23 protein-coding genes and 1 pseudogene are annotated in these 21,243 nt (G+C 72.9%); 18 read left to right on the top strand and 6 right to left on the bottom strand.

The window, feature by feature from the left end; translation table 11 throughout:
* Positions 1-79 precede the first annotated feature (79 nt).
* On the bottom strand, positions 80-799 hold the full coding sequence (locus OHA30_RS06750) for an LON peptidase substrate-binding domain-containing protein (protein WP_328917765.1): 720 nt from the start codon (positions 797-799) through the stop codon (positions 80-82).
* Between the two features lie 161 nt (positions 800-960).
* Positions 961-2,538: an oxidoreductase gene (locus tag OHA30_RS06745; RefSeq protein WP_328912875.1), complete on the bottom strand. Its 1,578-nt coding sequence runs from the start codon at positions 2,536-2,538 to the stop codon at positions 961-963.
* A gap of 112 nt (positions 2,539-2,650) precedes the next feature.
* On the opposite strand from OHA30_RS06745, the gene hisD reads away from it, so the two are divergent.
* The 8 genes and pseudogenes from hisD to hisF all read left to right on the top strand — a co-directional run bounded on the left by hisD (position 2,651) and on the right by hisF (position 8,569).
* Positions 2,651-3,961 (top strand): histidinol dehydrogenase, encoded by a 1,311-nt coding sequence (gene hisD / locus OHA30_RS06740; protein ID WP_328912874.1) that lies wholly within the window; start codon positions 2,651-2,653, stop codon positions 3,959-3,961.
* Entirely contained in the window at positions 3,958-5,091 is a 1,134-nt protein-coding gene (locus tag OHA30_RS06735) for a histidinol-phosphate transaminase (protein ID WP_328912873.1), read from the top strand. Before hisD ends, OHA30_RS06735 begins: the two co-directional genes overlap by 4 nt.
* A complete protein-coding gene (hisB, locus tag OHA30_RS06730; RefSeq protein WP_328912872.1) occupies positions 5,088-5,681 on the top strand; it encodes an imidazoleglycerol-phosphate dehydratase HisB in 594 nt (197 codons plus the stop codon). The genes OHA30_RS06735 and hisB overlap by 4 nt, the downstream gene beginning before the upstream one ends.
* Before the next feature lie 52 nt (positions 5,682-5,733).
* A complete protein-coding gene (locus OHA30_RS06725) occupies positions 5,734-5,886 on the top strand; it encodes a hypothetical protein (RefSeq protein WP_328912871.1) in 153 nt (50 codons plus the stop codon).
* 12 nt (positions 5,887-5,898) lie between these two features.
* Positions 5,899-6,534, top strand: coding sequence for an imidazole glycerol phosphate synthase subunit HisH (gene hisH, locus OHA30_RS06720; RefSeq protein WP_328912870.1), 636 nt, complete (start codon positions 5,899-5,901; stop codon positions 6,532-6,534).
* A gap of 18 nt (positions 6,535-6,552) precedes the next feature.
* On the top strand, positions 6,553-7,278 hold the full coding sequence (priA, locus tag OHA30_RS06715) for a bifunctional 1-(5-phosphoribosyl)-5-((5-phosphoribosylamino)methylideneamino)imidazole-4-carboxamide isomerase/phosphoribosylanthranilate isomerase PriA (RefSeq protein ID WP_328912869.1): 726 nt from the start codon (positions 6,553-6,555) through the stop codon (positions 7,276-7,278).
* Positions 7,275-7,679 (top strand): annotated as a pseudogene (locus tag OHA30_RS06710) (Rid family hydrolase); the annotation flags it as partial. The gene priA and the pseudogene OHA30_RS06710, both read left to right, overlap by 4 nt.
* A 134-nt stretch (positions 7,680-7,813) precedes the next feature.
* Positions 7,814-8,569 (top strand): imidazole glycerol phosphate synthase subunit HisF, encoded by a 756-nt coding sequence (gene hisF / locus OHA30_RS06705; protein WP_328912868.1) that lies wholly within the window; start codon positions 7,814-7,816, stop codon positions 8,567-8,569.
* A 99-nt stretch (positions 8,570-8,668) separates the two neighbouring features.
* On the opposite strand, the gene OHA30_RS06700 is transcribed toward hisF, so the two are convergent.
* A complete protein-coding gene (locus OHA30_RS06700) occupies positions 8,669-9,340 on the bottom strand; it encodes an O-methyltransferase (RefSeq protein ID WP_328912867.1) in 672 nt (223 codons plus the stop codon).
* 107 nt (positions 9,341-9,447) lie between these two features.
* Between OHA30_RS06700 and OHA30_RS06695 the strand changes: the two genes are divergently transcribed.
* Positions 9,448-10,062, top strand: coding sequence for a helix-turn-helix domain-containing protein (locus OHA30_RS06695; RefSeq protein WP_328912866.1), 615 nt, complete (start codon positions 9,448-9,450; stop codon positions 10,060-10,062).
* A gap of 366 nt (positions 10,063-10,428) precedes the next feature.
* Here OHA30_RS06695 and OHA30_RS06690 read toward each other — a convergent pair whose 3' ends face one another.
* Both OHA30_RS06690 and OHA30_RS06685 read right to left on the bottom strand, forming a co-directional pair.
* Complete coding sequence (locus OHA30_RS06690) at positions 10,429-11,061, bottom strand: TIGR03085 family metal-binding protein (RefSeq protein ID WP_328912865.1); 633 nt, start codon at positions 11,059-11,061, stop codon at positions 10,429-10,431.
* Positions 11,062-11,122: 61 nt separating this feature from the next.
* Positions 11,123-12,151, bottom strand: coding sequence for a hypothetical protein (locus OHA30_RS06685; protein WP_328912864.1), 1,029 nt, complete (start codon positions 12,149-12,151; stop codon positions 11,123-11,125).
* Between the two features lie 125 nt (positions 12,152-12,276).
* Between OHA30_RS06685 and hisI the strand changes: the two genes are divergently transcribed.
* Both hisI and OHA30_RS06675 read left to right on the top strand, forming a co-directional pair.
* Positions 12,277-12,636, top strand: a complete 360-nt coding sequence (hisI, locus tag OHA30_RS06680; protein WP_328912863.1) for a phosphoribosyl-AMP cyclohydrolase — start codon at positions 12,277-12,279, stop codon at positions 12,634-12,636.
* A 28-nt stretch (positions 12,637-12,664) separates the two neighbouring features.
* Positions 12,665-14,203 (top strand): anthranilate synthase component I, encoded by a 1,539-nt coding sequence (locus tag OHA30_RS06675; RefSeq protein WP_328912862.1) that lies wholly within the window; start codon positions 12,665-12,667, stop codon positions 14,201-14,203.
* A gap of 57 nt (positions 14,204-14,260) precedes the next feature.
* On the opposite strand, the gene OHA30_RS06670 is transcribed toward OHA30_RS06675, so the two are convergent.
* Positions 14,261-15,493, bottom strand: coding sequence for a S53 family peptidase (locus OHA30_RS06670; protein ID WP_328912861.1), 1,233 nt, complete (start codon positions 15,491-15,493; stop codon positions 14,261-14,263).
* Positions 15,494-16,105: 612 nt separating this feature from the next.
* Between OHA30_RS06670 and OHA30_RS06665 the strand changes: the two genes are divergently transcribed.
* From OHA30_RS06665 to trpA, 7 genes are all read left to right on the top strand, one after another.
* Complete coding sequence (locus tag OHA30_RS06665; protein WP_328917764.1) at positions 16,106-16,777, top strand: TIGR02234 family membrane protein; 672 nt, start codon at positions 16,106-16,108, stop codon at positions 16,775-16,777.
* Positions 16,778-16,897: 120 nt separating this feature from the next.
* On the top strand, positions 16,898-17,167 hold the full coding sequence (locus OHA30_RS06660; protein WP_328912860.1) for an HGxxPAAW family protein: 270 nt from the start codon (positions 16,898-16,900) through the stop codon (positions 17,165-17,167).
* Positions 17,168-17,248: 81 nt separating this feature from the next.
* A complete protein-coding gene (locus OHA30_RS06655) occupies positions 17,249-17,707 on the top strand; it encodes a DUF2752 domain-containing protein (RefSeq protein WP_405785739.1) in 459 nt (152 codons plus the stop codon).
* Positions 17,708-17,866: 159 nt separating this feature from the next.
* A complete protein-coding gene (trpC, locus tag OHA30_RS06650) occupies positions 17,867-18,676 on the top strand; it encodes an indole-3-glycerol phosphate synthase TrpC (RefSeq protein ID WP_328912859.1) in 810 nt (269 codons plus the stop codon).
* Positions 18,677-18,880: 204 nt separating this feature from the next.
* A complete protein-coding gene (gene trpM / locus OHA30_RS33910) occupies positions 18,881-19,024 on the top strand; it encodes a tryptophan biosynthesis modulator TrpM (protein ID WP_405785742.1) in 144 nt (47 codons plus the stop codon).
* 97 nt (positions 19,025-19,121) lie between these two features.
* Positions 19,122-20,375 (top strand): tryptophan synthase subunit beta, encoded by a 1,254-nt coding sequence (gene trpB, locus OHA30_RS06645; RefSeq protein ID WP_328912858.1) that lies wholly within the window; start codon positions 19,122-19,124, stop codon positions 20,373-20,375.
* Positions 20,372-21,190 carry a tryptophan synthase subunit alpha gene (trpA, locus tag OHA30_RS06640; protein ID WP_328912857.1) on the top strand — a complete coding sequence of 273 codons (819 nt, stop codon included), beginning with the start codon at positions 20,372-20,374 and terminating at the stop codon, positions 21,188-21,190. The genes trpB and trpA overlap by 4 nt, the downstream gene beginning before the upstream one ends.
* The last annotated feature ends 53 nt before the right edge of the window (positions 21,191-21,243 follow it).

The raw sequence follows: 21,243 nt of genomic DNA, 5'->3' as shown, positions 1-21,243 counted from the left end.
CGTTCTTCCGATGAGCTGATGAGCCGCCCAGCCGATGAGCTGCCCGGCGGCAGAGCCGGCGAGCAGCCGCGGCCCCGCGTCAGTTCGCGCAGATGGGGTGCTGGGTGAGGTCCACCGCCGGGAGCGACGGCAGCTTCTCCATCACCGCGCTCTCCTGCCGCAACAGCCGCAGCTCCGCGGTGAGCCGGGTCGCGCTGTCGGCCGCTTCGAGCAGCAGCTGCTTGGCGGGCGTGGCGGCCACCACGGCGGCCGCCACCAGATAGGAGAGCACCGTCGGGTCGTCCGGGAACTCCTGCCCGGCCAGGGTGAGTTCGCGGGCCCCGGCGAGCCGCTTCTGATACGTGCGGAAGTGCCGTACGACCTCGGGGGCCAGCGCGTTCGCGCCCGACCCCGCCACGTCCGGCATCTCCTCGACCTCGCCGGTCAGATACTCGCCCGTGGCGTCCACGGACAGCAGCTTGAAGCGGACGATCCCGGTCGCGACCAGCTCGTATCCGCCGTCCTCGCGCTCGGCGATGCCCGCGGTGTCCGCGACGCACCCGTAGCCGTACAGCGCGTCGAGCGGGTCGTCGCCGAGGCCCGCCAGCGGGCCGGTGTCGCGGCCCTCCTGACCGGTGGGCGAGACCTCCTGTCCGTTCCTGATGGCGACCACACCGAACCGCCGTGCCCCGTCCTCCGGTTGGGCGAGCAGATCGCGGACGAGGGCGCGATACCGCTCCTCGAAGACGTTCAGCGGCAGCACCAGGCCGGGGAAGAGCGCCGTACTGAGCGGGAAGAGCGGAAGGCGATCGGTCACAATCAGCCAGGGTACGGGCATGGCGGCTCCCGTCGTCAGCGGCTGCGCGCACACGCCAGTGGTATGCCGCCCGTACGACCCCACGAGCCGCCGCGGGAACCGTGCGCCCCACCGCCGGGACGCCCCGGCAGGAAGCCCCCGCCACGACCTCGCTACGACCCCCGCTACGACCCCCGCCTGAGCAACCGCGACGCCCCCGCCGCCGCCGTGGTCGCCAGCATCCAGCCCAGCAGCGTCAGCCCCGACGCCACCCACTGGCTGATCCCGACCTCCCGCCACGCGTTGTCCTGCCCGAGGTCGATGACCGGGAGCAGCAGGTCGAGGGCGTACAGCGCCGGACTCCAGTGCGGCCGGTAGCCGTCGTCGGCCGCCGCGGGGGCGCCGTGCACCGAGAAGTACACCGCGCCGACCGCCCACAGCACCGCCATCCACACCGCGGCCCGCCCCGGCCGGTAGCCGTACCCGACGGTCACGTCCTGGAGCCAGCCCCACACCCGGCCCGCGGGCGGCAGCGTCTCGCGCCGCCGCCGCTGCCTGGCAAGCAGCACCTCACGGGCGTCCGCGTCCTCGCCGCCCGCCCGCAGCGCCGCCGCCAGCCGCTCGTACGGCTCCGGGCTGTACTCCGGCGTGGCCGCGCGCAGCCAGGCGATCCGGTCGCGCAGCGGGAAGGCGCCGCGCGGCGCCAGCTCGTCGTAGGTGAAGCCGGTCAGGTCCAGCCGGCCGGTGGTCGGCCAGCTGCCGTACCGGTCCACGAACCTGCCGACCTGCGCCCCGGCCAGCGAGACCGTGCCGTTGGGCGCGTTGCCGGGGGTGAAGCGCAGCTCCGGGGTGCGCAGCCGGCGCAGCGACACCTGCCGGTCGTCGCCGAGCCGGAACCGGGCGTGGTTGACGATCAGCGCGTTGCCGATCCGCCCGTCGTCCAGCCGCAGTCCGCCCTCGCACACGAAGTCCCTGGTCTGCATACCTGGCGGCGGCTGGGTGTCGCCCGGGGCGCCGTCCAGCGCGTTCCAGCCCGCGCTGAGGTAGAGGGTGTGCTCGACGGTGACCCGAGCCGCGTTGAGCGCGTAACGGCCCGAGGTGTTGCGCAGGTTCGCGCCGCGCAGACTCAGACGGCCGCCTATTCGGGCGCTGCGCAGGCTGAACTCGCCGGTGACGTCCACGAGTTCGGCGTCCATGTCCTGGCCGACGGTCAGCCCGTCGGCGGCGATCGCCCGGCTGTGCCGGTCCTGGCCCACGGTGAGCTGGTTCAGCAGCAGGTCGGTGCCGATCTGGGCGTCGGTCAGCCGTATCCCGCCCGGTATTCGGCACTGCGGCAGATGGAGATCGCCGGTGACCTGGAGCCGGGCCGCCTCGATCCGGGGGATCAGACAGCGCACCAGCCGCATGCTGCCCGCCCGGCACTCCGGCAGCATCAGCTGCTCGTCGAAGCGGCAGCTGTCGAGCTGGACGTAGGGGGTGACCGTGCCGCCCGCCAGTGTCAGCCGGCCGCTGATCCGCACCCCCACCAGTTTCAGCGCGCTGACCCGGCCCGGCGCCGCCGGGGGACCGTTGAGCAGCAGCTGGGCGACGGTCTGGGCGCGTACCGTGCGCGCGGAGCCCCACGCGGGACCCTCCAGCGGATCGTCCTCGTCACCCCGGCGCGTGCGCAGGTCGTAGGTGCGTCCGCCGCGGAACGCCCGCCACATCCCCCGCTCGGCCGATGTCCAGTCCCCCGGCGGTGTGTCATTGTCCGGCTCGGCCATCCCCGCTCCCTCCCCGTAGTCGCGCGGCCACACGCTAGCGCGTTGCCGTGGGCCGTATCACGGAGTGGAACCGCGGGACGACGCCCATGCCCGGGTCTCTACACTTGGCAGGGTGATCTCCCGAATCGATCTGCGCGGTGCCGCCTTCCCCGAGGGCGGCATCGACCGCGACCTGCTGCCCCGGGCCGAGTTCGACGTGGAGGCCGCGCTGGAGACAGTGCGGCCGATCTGCGAGGACGTGCGCCATCGCGGCACGGCGGCGGTGATCGAGTACGGGGAGCGGTTCGACGGGGTGCGGCTCGAACGGCTGCGGGTCCCGGTCCAGGCCCTCACGGACGCCCTGGCGGGGCTCGACCCCGAGGTCAGGGCCGCCCTGGAGGAGTCCGTCAGGCGGGCCCGGCTGGTCCACCGCGAGCAGCGCCGCACCGACGTCACCACCGAGGTCGTCCCCGGCGGCACCGTCACCGAGCGCTGGGTCCCGGTCGAGCGGGTCGGGCTGTACGTGCCCGGCGGCCTCGCCGTCTATCCGTCCTCCGTGGTGATGAACGTGGTGCCCGCCCAGGAGGCCGGCGTCGAGGGCATCGCCGTCGCGTCGCCCCCGCAGAAGGACAGCGGCGGGCTGCCCCACCCCACCATCCTGGCCGCCTGCGCCCTGCTCGGCGTGGACGAGGTGTACGCCGCCGGCGGTGCCCAGGCCGTCGCGATGTTCGCCTACGGCACCGAGGAGTGCCGCCCGGTCAGCCTGGTCACCGGCCCCGGCAACATCTACGTGGCCGCCGCCAAGCGCCTGCTCAAGGGCCGGATCGGCATCGACGCCGAGGCCGGGCCGACCGAGATCGCGATCCTCGCCGACGCCACCGCCGAGCCCGGCTATGTTGCCGCCGACCTGATCAGCCAGGCCGAGCACGACCCGCTGGCCGCCGCCGTGCTGGTCACCACCTCCGCCGAGCTGGCCGACGCGGTCGACAAGGAACTGGACGTCCAGGTCGCCGCCGCCCGGCACCGCGAGCGGATCACCGCCGCCCTGTCCGGCCGCCAATCCGCGACCGTGCTGGTCGACACCCTCGACCAGGGCCTCGCGGTCGTCGACGCCTACGCCGCCGAGCACCTGGAGATCCAGACCCAGGACGCGGCCGCCGTCGCCGCCCGGGTGCGCAACGCGGGCGCGATCTTCGTCGGCCCGCACGCGCCGGTCTCGCTCGGCGACTACTGCGCCGGGTCCAACCACGTCCTGCCCACCGGCGGCTGCGCCTGCCACTCCTCGGGCCTGTCGGTGCAGTCCTTCCTGCGCGGCATCCACGTGGTGGACTACTCCCGCGACGCGCTCGCCGAGGTCGCCCACCATGTGGTGACGCTGGCGAACGCCGAGGACCTGCCCGCGCACGGCGCCGCCGTGACCGCCCGATTCGGAGGCCGGCGATGACCCGGATCGACGACCTGCCGCTGCGCGACGAGCTGCGCGGCAAGTCCCCGTACGGCGCCCCCCAGCTCGATGTGCCGGTGCGGCTGAACACCAACGAGAATCCGTACCCGCTGCCCGAGCCGCTGGTCGCCCGGATCGCCGAGCGCGTCGCCGAGGCCGCCCGAAACCTCAACCGCTACCCGGACCGGGACGCGCTGGAGCTGCGCACCGAGCTGGCCGCCTACCTCACCCGTACCGCGGGTCTGCGGGTCGGCGTGGACCAGGTGTGGGCCGCCAACGGCTCCAACGAGATCATCCAGCAGCTGCTCCAGACCTTCGGCGGCCCCGGCCGTACCGCGATCGGCTTCGAGCCCTCGTACTCGATGCACGCGCTGATCTCCCGGGGCACCGGCACCGGCTGGATCTCCGGGCCACGCGCCGAGGACTTCACCATCGACGTGGACGCGGCCGTCCGCGAGATCGGCGAGCGCGCCCCCGAGGTGGTCTTCATCTGCTCGCCCAACAACCCCACGGGTACGGCCGTGGCCGCCGAGACGGTACTCGCGCTGTACGAGGCCGCGCAGGCCGCCGGGCCCTCGATCGTGGTGCTGGACGAGGCGTACGGCGAGTTCTCGCACCGGCCGTCGCTGCTGCCGCTCATCGAGGGCCGTCCGAACCTGGTGCTGAGCCGCACGATGTCCAAGGCGTTCGGCGCGGCCGGGCTGCGGCTGGGCTATCTGGCCGCCGACCCCGCGGTGGTGGACGCGGTCCAGCTGGTCCGGCTGCCCTACCACCTGTCGTCGGTCACCCAGGCCACCGCGCTGGCCGCCCTGGAGTTCACCGACACCCTGCTCGGCTACGTCGAGACGCTCAAGACCGAACGCGACCGGCTGGTCACGGAGTTGCGGGCGACCGGCTACGAGGTCGTCGAATCCGACGCGAACTTCGTCCAGTTCGGCCGCTTCACCGACAGCGCCGCGGCCTGGCAGGGCTTCCTCGACCAGGGCGTGCTCGTACGGGACAACGGTGTGCCCGGCTGGCTGCGGGTCTCCGCGGGCACCCCGGCCGAGAACGACACCTTCCTGGACGCCGCCCGCGCGGTCCGCAAAGAACAGCACAGCCCGGAACACCGTACGGAGGAGTCCGCATGACCCGCGTGGGCCGCGTGGAGCGCACCACCAAGGAAACGTCCGTCGTGGTCGAGATCGACCTCGACGGCACGGGAGCGGTGTCCGTCTCGACGGGTGTCGGCTTCTACGACCACATGCTCGACCAGCTCGGCCGGCACGGTCTGTTCGACCTCAGTGTGAAGACCGAGGGCGATCTGCACATCGACACCCACCACACCATCGAGGACACCGCCCTCGCGCTCGGTGCCGCCTTCAAGCAGGCGCTCGGCGACAAGGTGGGCATCTACCGCTTCGGCAACTGCACGGTCCCGCTGGACGAGTCCCTCGCCCAGGTGACCGTCGACCTGTCCGGCCGCCCGTATCTGGTGCACACCGAGCCGGAGAACATGGCGCCGATGATCGGCTCGTACGACACGACGATGACCCGGCACATCCTGGAGTCCTTCGTCGCGCAGGCGCAGATCGCGCTGCACGTCCACGTGCCGTACGGGCGCAACGCGCACCACATCGTGGAGTGCCAGTTCAAGGCGCTGGCCCGGGCGCTGCGTTACGCGAGCGAGCGCGACCCGCGCGCCGCGGGAATCCTGCCTTCGACGAAGGGCGCACTGTGAGCGACGCACGAGCGGCCGCCGGGCCGCAGACATACGCGGGCGGGGTCACGTCATGAACACGTACTCCTCGCTCTTCATCCTGCTCGGGCTCTTCCTCGGCGGAGGCGTCTACTCCTTCTGGCAGCAGAAGCAGTCCAAGAGCCTCATCACGCTGCTCGCCATCGGCTCCGTGACGGCCCTCGCGGTCGGCCTGCTCCAGCTCTAGGAGGTCACACCCATGACGAAGAGTGTGGTCGTCCTCGACTACGGATTCGGCAACGTCCGCTCCGCCGAACGCGCCCTGGCCCGGGCCGGCGCCGACGTCGAGATCACCGCCGACTACGAGCGGGCGATGAACGCCGACGGGCTGCTGGTCCCCGGCGTCGGCGCGTTCGACGCCTGCATGGCCGGGCTCAAGGGCGTACGCGGCGACTGGATCATCGGCCGCAGGCTGTCCGGCGGCCGGCCGGTGCTGGGCATCTGCGTCGGCATGCAGATCCTCTTCGCCCGCGGCATCGAGCACGGCGTGGAGACCGACGGCCTCGACGAGTGGCCCGGCACGGTCGAGCCGCTGCGCGCGCCGGTCGTGCCGCACATGGGCTGGAACACCGTGAAGTCCCCCGAGGGCTCACGGCAGTTCGCGGGCCTGGACGAGGACGCGCGGTTCTACTTCGTGCACTCCTACGCCGTACGCGACTGGGGCCTCGAAGCACACAACGACCACATCCGCGCCCCCCGCGTCTCCTGGTCCACGCACGGCGAGCCGTTCGTGGCAGCGGTGGAGAACGGCGCGCTGTGGGCCACCCAGTTCCACCCGGAGAAGTCCGGTGACGCCGGCGCCCGGTTGCTCGCCAACTGGCTCGACACCCTCTAGGACGTAGGACGCATCCCGATGACCAAGCTCGAACTCCTTCCCGCCGTCGACGTCAGGGACGGCCAGGCCGTACGGCTCGTGCACGGCGAGTCCGGCTCGGAGACCTCCTACGGCGAGCCGCTGGCCGCCGCGCTGGCCTGGCAGGAGGCGGGAGCGGAGTGGCTGCATCTGGTGGACCTCGACGCGGCCTTCGGCACCGGTGACAACCGTGAGCTGATCGCCCAGGTGGCCCGCACGATGGACGTCAAGGTCGAGCTGTCCGGCGGCATCCGCGACGACGACACCCTCGCCGCCGCACTCGCCACCGGCTGCACCCGGGTCAACCTGGGCACGGCCGCCCTGGAGACCCCGGAGTGGGTCGCCAAGGTCATCGCCGAGTACGGCGACCGGATCGCGGTGGGCCTGGACGTCCGCGGCACCACGTTGCGCGGCCGCGGCTGGACCCGCGACGGCGGCGATTTGTACGAGACGCTGGCCCGGCTGGACTCCGAGGGCTGCGCCCGGTACGTCGTGACCGACATCGCCAAGGACGGCACCCTCCAGGGTCCCAATCTGGAGCTGCTGGCCGATGTGTGCGCGGCCACGAACAAGCCGGTCGTCGCCTCCGGCGGCGTGTCCAGCCTGGACGACCTGCGGGCCATCTCCTCCCTCGTACCCAAGGGTGTGGAGGGGGCGATCGTCGGTAAGGCGCTCTATGCGAAGGCGTTCACCCTGCAAGAGGCTCTGGAGGCAGTGTCCCGATGACCCATGACCCCGCGGTACGGCGTACGCGGACCGACAGCCCCTGGGAAGAGACCATCGGCTCGGCACGCGCGGTGGCGGCGGGGGACCGGGTCATCGTCGCCGGGATCATGCCTGCGACGGCGGGCGGCGCGGTCCCCGGCGACGGGGAGCCGTACGAACAGGCGCTCAGCGCCTTCCGCAGCGCGCTGGCCGCGCTCGAACCCTTCGGGATCGGCGCGGAGAGCGTGATCCGCACCCGGATGTACCTCAGCCACGCCCGGGACGCCGACGAGGTGGGCAGGGCTCACCGGGAGCTCTTCGGCCGGGTGCGGCCGGCCGCGACCATGGTCGTGGTGGCCGGGTTCGCGGACTCCCGGGTGCTGGTCGAGGTCGAGATCGAGGCGTACCGGGGGAGCGAGGCCCGCGCCGGGGACCCGGAGGCCGAGGGCGCCGACACGGCCCCTGAGGCCCCCGAGGGCCCCGAGGACGGGCAAGCAGCGGACGACACGCAGGACAGTCAGCACACGCAGGACACGCAAGCCACAGGAGACCCTGAATGACCCTCGCGGTCCGAGTCATCCCCTGCCTCGACGTGGACGCGGGCCGCGTCGTGAAGGGCGTCAACTTCCAGAACCTGCGGGACGCGGGCGACCCGGTGGAGATGGCCAAGCTCTACGACGCCGAGGGCGCCGACGAGTTGACGTTCCTGGACATCACCGCGTCCTCGGGCGACCGGGAGACCACGTACGACGTCGTCCGCCGCACCGCCGAGCAGGTCTTCATCCCGCTGACGGTGGGCGGCGGCGTGCGCAGCCCGGAGGACGTGGACAAGCTGCTGCGGGCGGGCGCGGACAAGGTGGGCGTCAACACCGCGGCCATCGCCAGGCCCGAGCTGATCCGGGAGATCGCCGAGCGCTTCGGCCGCCAGGTGCTCGTGCTCTCGGTGGACGCCCGGCGTACCCCGTCCGGCTCCTTCGAGGTCACCACGCACGGCGGCAGGCGCGGCACCGGCATCGACGCGGTGGAGTGGGCGGAGCGCGCGGCCGAGCTGGGCGCGGGCGAGATCCTGCTCAACTCGATGGACGCCGACGGCACGAAGGACGGCTACGACACCGAGATGATCGCGGCCGTACGGCAGCGGGTGTCGGTACCGGTGATCGCCTCGGGCGGCGCGGGCAAGGCCGAGGACTTCGCCCCGGCGGTGGCGGCGGGGGCCGACGCCGTACTGGCCGCGTCCGTCTTCCACTTCGGTGATCTGCGGATCGGCGAGGTCAAGTCCGCGCTGCGGAAGGCCGGCCACCCGGTGCGCTGACCGGCCGGGCCGGTGAACACGCGGTGCGCTGACCGGCCGGGCCGCTGACCACGCGGTGCGCTGACCGGCCGGGCCGGTGGTCCCGCCGGTCGTACGTTCCTATGACCGGCGGGTGCAGACCAGCACGGCCAGGTCCGGGGCCAGCGGCACCTCCACCGCGCGCAGCGCCGGGTGGTCGAGCCAGTGCAGCCGGGCCGTGTCGGGCCGTCCCTCGTGCAGCGGGGGCCCGCCGGCGGCCGGGGTGAAGTCGTCGATCACCAGCACCCCGCCGGGCCGCAGCAGCAGGGTCGGGTCTGCGGGGGTGTCGTCCTGCCCGCCGCCCTCGGCTCCCATGCCTTCGGGGCCTTCCGTGCCTTCCGGGCCGGCGCTGTCCCGCCCGTGTTTCCCCTGGCCGCCGCCGTCGAGCACCAGCAGGTCGAAGGGGCCGTCCTCGGCGATGGCCGTCCAGTCGGCGCAGCGCACGGTCACCTCGGGGGCGAGGGCCGCGAAGAGCGCGGCGGACGTGGAGGCCCGGGCGGGGTCGCGTTCGACGCTGACCGCCGTGGCGCCCTCGCGCATCCCCGACACCAGCCAGGCGAGGCCCACCCCGCACCCGGTTCCGGTCTCGCCGATCCGCTCTGCGCCCGCGGCGAGCGCGTACAGCAGGCGGCCGTGCTCGGGGCGGCAGGAGTGGGCGAAGCCGAGGTGACGGGCGGTCCGGGCGGCGCGCTCCACCAGGGGTGGCAGATCGCCGGGACCGGTGAGGTGGGCACGGGTGCCGTCGAGAGACATGGCCGCCATCCTGCCGAAACGTGGCCGCGGATGCTGGCGATCCAATGAGAAAGGAAAGTTGCGCAAATAATATTGCGCAACTTTTCTTTCGTACCTACGGTGGAGAAGTGGCAGACACCGAGAAGTCCCCGGAACCCGAGGGCACCGAGCAGCGCATCACCGACCTCGACGCGCTGAAGGTGTTCACCCATCCGTTGCGCATCCGGCTCTACCGCGCGCTCTTCACCGCCCGCGAGGCCACCGCGTCCCGGCTGTCCGAGCAGGTGGACGAGGCCGTCTCGCTGGTCAGCTACCACCTGCGGAAGATGGCCGCGCACGGCTTCATCGAGGAGGCGCCGGGGCACGGCAGCGACGGACGCGAGCGGTGGTGGAAGGTCTCCGCCGAGCACGGGTTCTCCTTCCGCAGCGCGGACTTCGCGGACCGGCCCGAGGGCGTGGCCGTGCTGAGCCAGGTCACCCGGCAGCTGCTCGCCACGCGCGCGGAGCGGTACGAGCGGTATCTCGACCAGCAGGCGGCCTGGCCGCGCGAGTGGACCGACGCGTCGTTCAGCTCGGAGTACATGCCGCGGCTGACCTCGGACGAGCTCCAGGAGATGGCCGAGGAGATCGGGGCGCTGATGCGGCGCTGGATCGACCGGGGCCGATCCGCGGAGGAGGCGGGGGACACGGCGGGCCGCGAGCACGTGGCCGTCCAGATGTACGGCTTCCCTTCCCGCGAATAGCCCTGCGGGCGGCTTCCCCGACCCCCCGCCGCGCCGAGACCGGTCACCCGGGGCGCCCCTTACCGGGGCGGGTGCCGAGCGGGGCCGTCACACCCGGCAACCCAAACCGGGCTGCCCAGCCCACCACAACACCGCCGCAACGGTGGCACGTCACAACGGCGCAGACCGGCGGTGGCGAACCGACCCCGGCACGGGCACAACCCACCGGGCACGGCCCGGGGCGGCACCGCCGACAACCGGTTCGGGCTTCCCGCCGCCGCGGCGGAAAGAGGTTGCCGCGCCCGGCAGCCCCAACCGGCCGCGCAAGCCGCACCGGGCCGGGGCGCCTGGTGCGACTCCGTGTCCGCTGAGGCGGCGGGGTCGGCGTCAGACGCCCAGTTTCGCGTCGTACGCCTGGGCCACCGCGTCCTTGTCGCCCTCGGCCGTCACATCGGCCGAGCCCTGGCGGCCGAAGACGAACATCGTCAGCTCCTGCGGCTCGCCGGTGACCGTCACCACCGGGGTGCCCTTGTGCGCCACGGTGGTCCGGCCGTCAGGGCAGCGCAGCACCAGCCCCACCGGGGAGCGGCGGCCCAGCATCCGGGCCCCGCGCTCCAGCCGCGACCACAGGGCGTCGGCGAAGACCGGGTCGACCGGCCGCGGGGACCAGTCGGGGGCCGCCCGCCTGACGTCCTCCGCGTGGACGTAGAACTCCACCGTGTTGGCGGCCTCGTCGAGCTGCTTGAGGGCGAAGGGCGACAGCCGGGGCGGGCCGGTCCTGATCAGCTGGACCAGCTCCTCGTAGGGCTTCGCGGCGTACTGCCCGCGGATCCGCTCCAGGCGGTCGGCGAGCTTGGGGATCACCTGCCCGGCCGCGGCGTCGCTGCGCCGCTCGCGTACGACCACATGCGCGGCCAGGTCCCGGGTCCTCCAGCCGTCGCACAGCGTCGGGGCGTCGGGCCCCGACCGCTCCAGCAGGTCGGCGAGGAGCAGACGTTCACGCTGTGCATGGGTCGACATACCGCCAGGCTAACGCCGGACGGGCCGTACGTCCGCTCCTCACCGCCGGGTCGGCACCCGGTCAGCCGAGCTTGCTGTAGAGCTTCGTGCCGTTCGTGCCGTTGTTGCGGGTGAGCGAGCAGGTGACCGTCTTGCGGTTCTGCACCTGGTACGTGATCAGCTTCGGGAAGAGCGCGTACGGGTAGTACGTCCTGCCGTCGTGCGGAAGGTACTTCTCGGCGTCGGCCTGGCACAGGTCGAGCGCCTTGTTCTGGATCTCGGTGTCGCTGGAGAAGCTGCCGGTGAGCGTCTCGTTGGCGACCACCTGCGCGTCGTGCGCGGAGCCGCACGAACGGGTCGTCACCTTGTCCACGGACGCCGACAGGCTCGGCGCGTCGAAGCACTTGCCCGGCTCCAGCACCACGTACGGCACGAGCTTCTCGGTCGGCGCCGTGGTGGGGAAGTCGGTCGGGAAGTCGGTGGGCAGGTCCAGCGTGGGCTCGTCCGTCGGCAGCGAGTCGTCGTCCGTCGGGAGGTCCGTCGGAATGTCGGTGGGCAGATCGGTGGGCAGGCCCGACGGCAGTCCGCTGATCGTGTGGGTCGGCTTGGCGTCCGTGTCCTTCTTGTCGCTGCCGCCGACCGCCACCACCACGCCGCCGATGACCGCGGCGACCACCACGACCGCGCCGACGGCTATCCACACATTGCGCTTGCTGTTGTTCGGCGGCGGGGGCGGCGGCGGGTAACCGCCGTATCCGCCGGGCTGCTGATAGCCGTAACCGCCGGGGGGCCCGGGCGGGCCGTAGCCGGCGCCCTGCGGCGGGTAGCCGCCCTGCTGCTGCGGATAGCCGTACGGGTCCGGGTCGGCCGGCTGCTGCTGCGGGTATCCGTACGGGTCGGCCCCCGGCTGCTGCGGGTATCCGTACGGGTCTGCTCCCGGTTGGGGGCGGCCGTACGGGTCGTTCCCGCCCGGCTGTTGGGGGTATCCGTATCCGGCGTCGCCCGGCGGTGGCGGCGGAGGAGGCGGCCCGAAGCCCTGCGGGGGTCCGAACCCTCCGCCCTGGTCTGGAGGTGGTGGGGGACCGTCTGGCGGCGGAGGAGGAAAACCCATGCAGGCAGGATGCCCCATACGGGTGACATCGGCGAGCACCAACCGCATAACGGACAACCTGCTTGCCCGCTTTGCCATTTATCACGGCTTTTCTTGTCACGGACGATCAGCGGCAGAATGGAGGCATGTCCGCGACCTCGCTCGACCCCGCCATCGCCGCCCGTCTGAGGACCAACCCCGACGGCCTGGTGCCCGCCATCGCCCAGCAGTACGACACCGGTGAGGTGCTGATGCTCGGCTGGATGGACGCGGAGGCGCTGCACCGCACCCTGACCACCGGCCGCTGCACGTACTGGAGCCGCAGCCGGCGCGAGTACTGGGTCAAGGGCGACACCTCCGGGCATGTCCAGCACGTGAAGTCGGTGGCCCTCGACTGCGACGCCGACACCGTGCTGGTCAAGGTCGACCAGGTCGGCGCCGCCTGTCACACCGGCGACCGCACCTGCTTCGACGCCGACGTCCTGCTGCCCGCCTCGGGCCAGTAGGGCCTTCGGGCCAGTAAGGTCTGCGGCCATGGATCTCGAAACCTTCCGCAAACTGGCGGTGGACCGCCGAGTCGTCCCGGTCAGCCGCCGCCTCCTCGCGGACGGCGACACCCCGGTGGGCCTCTACCGCAAGCTCGCGGGCGAACGCGTCGGAACGTTTCTGCTCGAATCGGCGGACGGAGGCACCTCCCAGGCTGAAGGCGCCGGGAGCGGGGGGTCCTGGTCCCGTTACTCCTTCGTGGGGGTGCGCTCGGCCGCCACCTTGACCGCGCGCGACGGGCAGGCGCACTGGCTCGGCACCCCGCCGGTCGGCGTCCCGGTCGACGGCGACCCGCTGGCCGCGCTGGGGGCCACCGTGGAGGCCCTGCACACCCCGCGCGACCTGGCCGCCGGGATGCCGCCCTTCACCGGCGGCATGGTCGGCTATCTGGGCTACGACATCGTCCGCCGTCTGGAGCGCATCGGCGAGCACGGCGCCGACACGCTGCGGCTGCCGGAGCTGACCATGCTGCTCACCTCCGACCTGGCCGTACTCGACCACTGGGACGGCAGCGTGCTGCTGATCGCCAACGCGATCAACCACAACGACCAGGACACCGGTGTCGACGAGGCGTACGCGGACGCCGTGGCCCGGCTCGACGCCATGGAGGCCGATCTCGCCGCGCCCGTGCGCACCGCGCCCGTCGTGCTGCCCGAGTCCCGGCTGCCGGAGTACACCACCCGCTGGGGCGGCCAGGACTTCCGGGACGCGGTCGAGGACATCAAGGAGCGCATCCGGGCGGGCGAGGCGTTCCAGGTCGTGCCCTCGCAGCGGTTCGAGACGCCCTGCTCGGCCAGTGCCCTCGACGTCTACCGGGTGCTGCGGGCCACCAACCCGAGCCCGTACATGTACCTGCTGCGCTTCCCCGGCGAGGACGGCGGCGCGGAGGGCGGCTTCGACGTGGTCGGCTCCAGCCCCGAGGCGCTGGTCAAGGTCGAGGACGGCCACGCGATGCTGCACCCGATCGCGGGCACCCGGCCGCGCGGCGCCACCCGGCCGATCGACCTCGCGCTCGGCGAGGAACTGCTGGCCGACCCCAAGGAGCGCGCCGAGCATCTGATGCTGGTCGACCTGGGCCGCAACGACCTGGGCCGGGTCTGCGAGCCCGGCAGCGTCGAGGTCGTCGACTTCATGTCCGTCGAGCGCTACTCGCACGTCATGCACATCGTCTCGACCGTCACGGGCAAGGTCGCCGCGGGCCGTACCGCCTTCGACGTGCTCACCGCGTGCTTCCCGGCCGGCACCCTGTCGGGCGCGCCCAAGCCGCGGGCGATGCAGATCATCGAGGAGCTGGAGCCGTCCCGGCGCGGGCTGTACGGCGGCTGCGTCGGCTATCTGGACTTCGCCGGGGACTCCGACACCGCCATCGCGATCCGCACCGCGCTGCTGCGGGACGGCACGGCGTACGTCCAGGCGGGCGCGGGCATCGTGGCCGACTCCGACCCGGAGTCGGAGGACGCCGAGTGCCGCAACAAGGCGGCGGCGGTGCTGCGCGCGGTGGCGACCGCGAACCGGCTCTACGGCTGAACGCGGGGGAGGGGCGGCACCGGTGCCGCCCCTCCCTTACCGCGATGTGACGCCGTGTCAGCCCTGGAAGGCCGTCACGCCGTTGGGGGTGCCCAGGCCGGTCGGGCCGTCGTAGCCCGTGGCGCCCGTGCACAGGTACGAGCCGGAGCACGAACCGTTGGAGCCGCTCACCACGTCGTTGAGCGACCCGGTGTGCGCGTACGGGAAGGACGCCGGGGTCGAGCTCGAGGACGGGGTGCCGGCGAGCGCGTACACCGAGGCGATGATCGGCGAGGAGGCGCTGGTGCCGCCGAACACCTCCCAGCCCTTGTCGCCGCCGTAGGTGTCGTAGACCGCCACGCCGGTGGCCGGGTCGGCGACCGCGGAGACGTCGGCGATCGTGCGCTTGGCGCAGCCGGTGTCCTTCTGCCAGGTCGGCTTGGCGTCGTAGCGCGAGCAGCCCGAACCGGTGCCGTTCCAGACGGTGTCGGTCCAGCCGCGGGCCGTCGAGTTCTTCTTCAGCGAGGTGCCGCCGACCGCGGTGACGTACTTCGAGGCGGCCGGGTACTCGGCGCCGTAGCCGCTGTCGCCCGCGCTGACCGTGATGGCCACGCCCGGGTGGTTGAAGTACGAGCTGTCGTACGAGGTGTCCGAGGAGGACTCGCTGCCGCCGTAGCTGTTGGAGACGTACTTCGCGCCCAGCGACACCGCGGTGTTGACGGCGGTGCCGAGGTTGGCCATCGAGGAACTGGTCGCCTCGACCAGCAGGATGTGGCAGCTCGGGCAGACGGCGCTGACCATGTCGAGGTCGAGCGATATCTCCTCGGCCCAGCCCGCGTCGGCCTTGGGCAGCGAGGACGTGCCGGACTGACCGACCTTGCGGAAGCAGCCGTTGGCGGTGGTGCAGGCGGCCAGGCCGTACGTGGAGCGGTACGTGGCCAGGTCCGCTTCCGCGTTCGGGTCGTCGTAGGCGTCCACGATGGCCACGGTCGCGCCGGAACCGCCCGTGGCGGGCAGGGCGTAGGCGCTGCGCAGATCGGCCGGTCCGTAACCGGACGGGGTGGCCGCCGGCTTCACCGAACCGGTGGACACGGCCAGCGAGTTGAGACCGCCGGTCACCTTGAGGGCCTTACAGGCCATGACGCCGGCTTTGGCGCTCACCGCGCAGGAACGGGTGGTGGACACGGTGGTCGACGCGTTGGTCGCGGCTCCCGCGGACGAGGCGAGGGCGAGGCCGGAAACGGCCAGGCCCGCCGCGGCGGTGAGGGCGATCCCGGAGCGGAGGGCTACCGGGGTAAGGGTGATTCGCAAGCTACTGCCTCCTGTTGGTGGGTGCACCGGGGGCGTGCGTGAGGAGTGTGACCACTGTCATGTGTGGGATCAGTGGGACGGGCGAGAACGTATTCTGACGAGCGCACGTCAACAAGGAGGGCTTGGGAATCTATACCGCTGCTTTACCTTCGGGTGCTGCCGGGCGGCCGGTCGGGTGGGGTTCGGACCGATTCGGGGTGCGGGCGGGTGAGGGTCGGAGGAAGGGGTACCCCGGGGGCGCGGGCCGCCCCCGGGGATTGGTCCGCACGGCGGACAGGCGATAGTGGAGGGGTGAACGCGTCCTCGGCTGCGCCTGAGCAGAACCCGCCCTCCGCCCCCGCTCCGTCGGCCGGCCCCGCCCCGGCCGACGGGAAGTCCGCCGATCCGGCCGACCCGGCGGGCGCAGGCGCCGCGCCGGACGCCGGGGTCGCCGGGCAGGCCGGCCTGGCCGATGAGCGAAGTGCGCCCGCCGGTCGCGCGGAGAAGTCCGCCGATCCGGCGGAGACGGCCGTTCCGGTGGGCGCGGGCGCCGGGGCCAGCAACCCGGGCGGTGGAAGCGCAGAGCGCGGGACGCCCGCCGGTCGCGCGGAGAAGTCCGCCGATCCGGCGGAGGTGGCCGGTGGGGGTGGGGTCGTCGGGGACTCCGCGGGGAAGTCCCGTGATTCGGGCGGACGGGAGTCCGCCGAACGGCGGCGGGGGTATCGCGCGCTGGCCGGCGCGCTCGGGGGCGGCGCGCTCGGCGCGAGCCTCGTGCTGCTCGCCGCGGGCAAGGTGTGGACCCGCGGCACGGTCGCCTTCGGCCAGAACGACCTGCCCATCCACGCCACCGGCAGCCAGACCACCGCGCTGCCCGGCGCCCTCGCCCTGACCGGACTGGCCGCCCTCGTCGCGGTCTTCGCCGTCCGGCGGGCCGGGCGCTACGCCGTCTCCGCGCTGCTGACGCTCAGCGGCTTCGGCGTCGTCCTGGCCGTCCTCACCGGACGCGGCGACCGCGGCGCCCTGAACTCCGCCGCCGCCACCGCCGTCGGACTCAGCCGCGCCACCGCCGAGCACCCGGCCACCACCGGATGGCCCCTGGTCGCCGCGGTCGGCGGCCTGCTGCTGCTCCTCGCGGGCGTACTCGCCCTGCGGTACGGCCCGCGCTGGCCCGCGATGTCCAGCCGCTACGAGCGCGGCGGCGCCCGCGGACCCGCCCGCGCGCCCGTACCCGTCGACCCCGACCGGGCCGAGGACCTGTGGAAGGCGCTGGACCGCGGCGAGGACCCCACCCGGGCCGCCGACTGACGCCGGCCGGTGTGACTCCTGTCGCCACCCCCCGTGCGAGGACCGCGGCGAACACGCGCAACAATGGGTGACGAAGTGGGAGGCGAAGGACGTCCCCGACCGAGATCTCAGGGAGCACACATGGCGGCTCAGCACGACCACGGACACACGCCCGCCGCCTGGACCGGCGCGATCATCGCTTTCGTCGGCTTCTGCTCCGGCGGCGCCTTCATGGTCGCGGCGAAGCCGGTCGGTTTCTGGGCGAGCCTGGGCCTGATCCTGCTCGGCGCCGTCGTCGGCGGCGTGATGAAGCTCATGGGCCTGGGCAACAGCCAGAGCGCGCTCGTCCACAGCGACGACTCCGACGCCCGGTCGCAGTCCGAGGAGAAGCAGATCCACGCGAACGTCTGACCGCACTCACCACGCTGGCGCAGCCGCCGGGCCCCGGGTCCGCGCGCTGCGCCTTCGTACGTCCCGGGGCAGAATCGCCGTGTGACCGCCACCACACACGAGCCCGCGACCGTACCCCAGGCGCCGCCGCCCGTACGCCCGCCGCGTCTCCGGACCCGTACGGCCGTGCCCGTGGCCGTGCTGGGCAGTGTCGCCGCGGCTTTCGCGTACGTCGGCGCGGTCGACCCCAACACGCCCGGCCACTACCCGGTCTGCCCGCTGCTGCGCTACACCGGCGTGTACTGCCCCGGCTGCGGCGGCCTGCGCGGCGCCCACGCCCTCGTGCACGGCCACCTCGGCACCGCGCTGGGCTGCAACGCCCTCGCCGTCGCCGGGTACGCGGTCTTCGCCGTCGTCTGGGTGGTGTGGTTCGGCCGAGCGCTGCGCGGCAAGCCGTTCGAGCCGGTGCTGCGGCCGCCGTGGCTGTGGGCGATCGGCGCGGTCGTCCTGGCCTTCACGCTTGTCCGGAATCTGCCCTTCGGGGCAGCGCTCGCACCCTGAGCCGGGCGGGTTCCGGGGTGCATTTGTCCAGGTAGTGGGACCGGGAATCGTCGGATGCGGGCACTGTGCCCGGCGCCCGATACCATCGGACCACCGGTGGGCCACCACCACTGGCTTGATCATTTCGCTGCTCCACCCGGCCGGAAGGGGAGTTCTCGCGTGAGTGTGCTCGACGAGATCATCGACGGAGTCCGGGCTGACCTCGCCGAGCGACAGGCCCGGGTCTCCCTCGACGACCTCAAGGAGCGCGCCACCAAGGCGCGGGACGCCAAGGACGGAGTCGCCGCCCTGCGCGGCGAGGGCGTCAAGGTCATCTGCGAGGTCAAGCGGTCCAGCCCCTCCAAGGGCGCGCTGGCCGCGATCGCCGACCCCGCGGGGCTGGCCGCCGACTACGAGTCCGGCGGCGCCGCGGCGATCAGCGTCCTCACCGAGCAGCGCAGGTTCGGCGGTTCGCTCGCCGACCTCGACGCGGTGCGGGCCAGGGTCGACGTACCGGTGCTCCGCAAGGACTTCATCGTCACCGCCTACCAGCTGTGGGAGGCCCGGGCGCACGGCGCGGATCTCGCGCTGCTGATCGTCTCCGCGCTCGAACAGCCCGCTCTCGTGTCGCTGATCGAGCGGGCCGAGTCCATCGGGCTCACCCCGCTGGTCGAGGTGCACGACGAGGAGGAGGTCGCGCGGGCGGTGGACGCGGGGGCGCGGATCATCGGGGTCAACGCGCGGAACCTCAAGACGCTTGAGGTGGACCGGGGGACGTTCTCCCGGGTCGCGCCCGAGATTCCCGATCACATCGTCAAGGTCGCGGAGTCCGGGGTGCGGGGGCCGCACGATCTGATCGCGTACGCGCATGACGGGGCGGACGCGGTGTTGGTGGGGGAGTCCTTGGTCACCGGGCGCGACCCCCGGACGGCGGTCGCTGATCTTGTCGCCGCGGGGGCGCATCCTGCTTTGCGGAACGGGCGGGACTAAGCCCCATCAGGGGCGCGAGGAACTGCGCGACAAGCCCACCACCGGCGGGTGGTCCGGGAACCACCGCAAGGGGCACCCCCGGCGGCCCGCCGCAGGCGCATCGTGGCTGGCCGCGCAGTTCCGCCCCCAGGCTTCGCCCGGGGGTACCCCCAGCGCCCCTTGGGGGCGCCCCTGGCGGGGCTGGGGTGTCGTAGACTCCGGGGCGTGTCCATTGCTACTCGTCTGGGTCGCGGCTGCAAGCCGCGTGGGTGCCGTGCGCCCGCGCGGCGGGTGCTGGGGCGGCGGGTGCGGTACGTCATCGGCTGCGAGCCCGGCCAGGTGAACGGAAGGCGATGGCGTCGCGGCTGATCCGCGACCATCGCCGTGCCCGGAGGCCGTCACACACCGCCACCGGCCAGGCGCAGCACCGCACCACTCACTGACGCACACCTGCCAGGGGACACCCATGTCAGCAACACCGGAGTTCTTCCTTCCCGACCCGGAAGGTCTGATCCCCAGCGCCGAGGGCTATTTCGGCGCGTTCGGCGGCAAGTTCATCCCGGAGGCCCTCGTTGCCGCCGTGGACGAGGTCGCCGCCGAGTACGAGAAGGCCAAGGCCGACCCCGGCTTCGCCGCCGAGCTCAACGACCTGATGGTCAACTACACCGGCCGGCCCAGCGCCCTCACCGAAGTGCCGCGCTTCGCCGAGCAGGCGGGCGGCGCCCGGGTCTTCCTCAAGCGCGAGGATCTCAACCACACCGGCTCCCACAAGATCAACAATGTGCTGGGTCAGGCCCTCCTGACCCGGCGGATGGGCAAGACCCGGGTCATCGCCGAGACCGGCGCGGGCCAGCACGGCGTCGCCACCGCCACCGCCTGCGCCCTGTTCGGCCTGGAGTGCACCATCTACATGGGCGAGGTCGACACCCAGCGGCAGGCGCTCAACGTCGCCCGGATGCGCATGCTCGGCGCCGAGGTCATCGCCGTGACCTCCGGCAGCCGCACCCTCAAGGACGCCATCAACGAGGCGTTCCGCGACTGGGTCGCCAACGTCGACCGCACCCACTACCTGTTCGGCACGGTCGCCGGCCCGCACCCGTTCCCCGCGCTCGTCCGCGACTTCCACCGGGTGATCGGCGTCGAGGCCCGCCGGCAGCTGCTGGAGCGCACCGGACGGCTGCCCGACGTGGCCGTGGCCTGCGTGGGCGGTGGCTCCAACGCCATGGGCCTGTTCCACGCCTTCCTGCCCGACACCGGCGTACGGCTGGTCGGCTGCGAGCCCGCCGGGCACGGCGTGGCGACCGGCGAGCACGCCGCGACCCTCACCGCGGGCGAGCCCGGCATCCTGCACGGCTCCCGCTCCTACGTCCTCCAGGACGACGAGGGCCAGATCACCGAGCCGTACTCCATCTCGGCCGGTCTCGACTACCCCGGCGTCGGCCCCGAGCACGCCTACCTCAAGGACAGCGGCCGCGCCGAGTACCGGGCCGTGACCGACGACGCGGCGATGCAGGCCCTGCGGCTGCTGTCGCGCACCGAGGGCATCATCCCCGCCATCGAGAGCGCCCACGCCCTGGCCGGCGCCCTGGAGATCGGCCGTGAGCTGGGCCCCGACGCCCTGCTGCTGGTCAATCTCTCCGGACGCGGCGACAAGGACATGGACACCGCGGCCCGCTACTTCGGGCTGTACGACGAGAAGAACCAGGGGGCGGGCAAGTGAGCGGGCAGATCAGTCTTCTGGAACAGGTCCTCGCGGACGCCAAGGCCGAGAACCGGGCCGCGCTCATCGCGTACCTCCCGGCCGGCTTCCCGACCGTCGACGGCGGCATCGAGGCCGTCAAGGCGGTCCTGGAGGGCGGCGCCGACATCGTCGAGGTCGGCCTGCCGCACAGCGACCCGGTGCTCGACGGCCCGGTCATCCAGACCGCCGACGACATCGCCCTGCGCGGCGGCGTCCGCATCGCCGACGTGATGCGTACGGTCCGCGAGGCGCACCTGGCCACCGGCAAGCCGGTGCTGGTGATGACGTACTGGAACCCGGTCGACCGCTACGGCCCCGAGCGCTTCGCCCGGGAACTGGCCGAGGCGGGCGGCGCGGGCTGCATCCTGCCCGACCTGCCGGTCGAGGAGTCCGCGCTGTGGCGGAAGGCGGCCGGGGAGCACGGCCTGGCCACCGTCTTCGTGGTCGCGCCCTCCAGCCGCGACGCCCGGCTCGCCAAGATCACCGAGGCCGGCAGCGGCTTTGTCTACGCGGCCTCGCTGATGGGCGTCACCGGCACCCGGACCAGCGTCGGCGACAGCGCGGCCGACCTGGTACGCCGTACCCGGGCCGTCACCGAGCTGCCGGTGTGCGTCGGGCTCGGGGTCTCCAACGCCTCGCAGGCCGCCGAGGTGGCCGCCTTCGCCGACGGCGTGATCGTCGGCTCGGCCTTCGTCAAGCGGCTGCTCGACCACGACGGCGACCCGGCCGCCGGGCTCGCCGCCGTACGGGCGCTGGCCGCCGAACTGGCCGAGGGCGTCCGCAAGCGGGACTGAGGCCGTCCCGGGGCACGCCGGGAAGATCACCCGGACGGCGGGTTTTTGTCACT

This window comes from Streptomyces sp. NBC_00223, assembly GCF_036199905.1.
Classification (GTDB): Bacteria; Actinomycetota; Actinomycetes; order Streptomycetales; family Streptomycetaceae; genus Actinacidiphila.
Note: the sequence above shows the minus strand (reverse complement) of the source record. Positions and strands in the feature narration are given on the sequence as shown.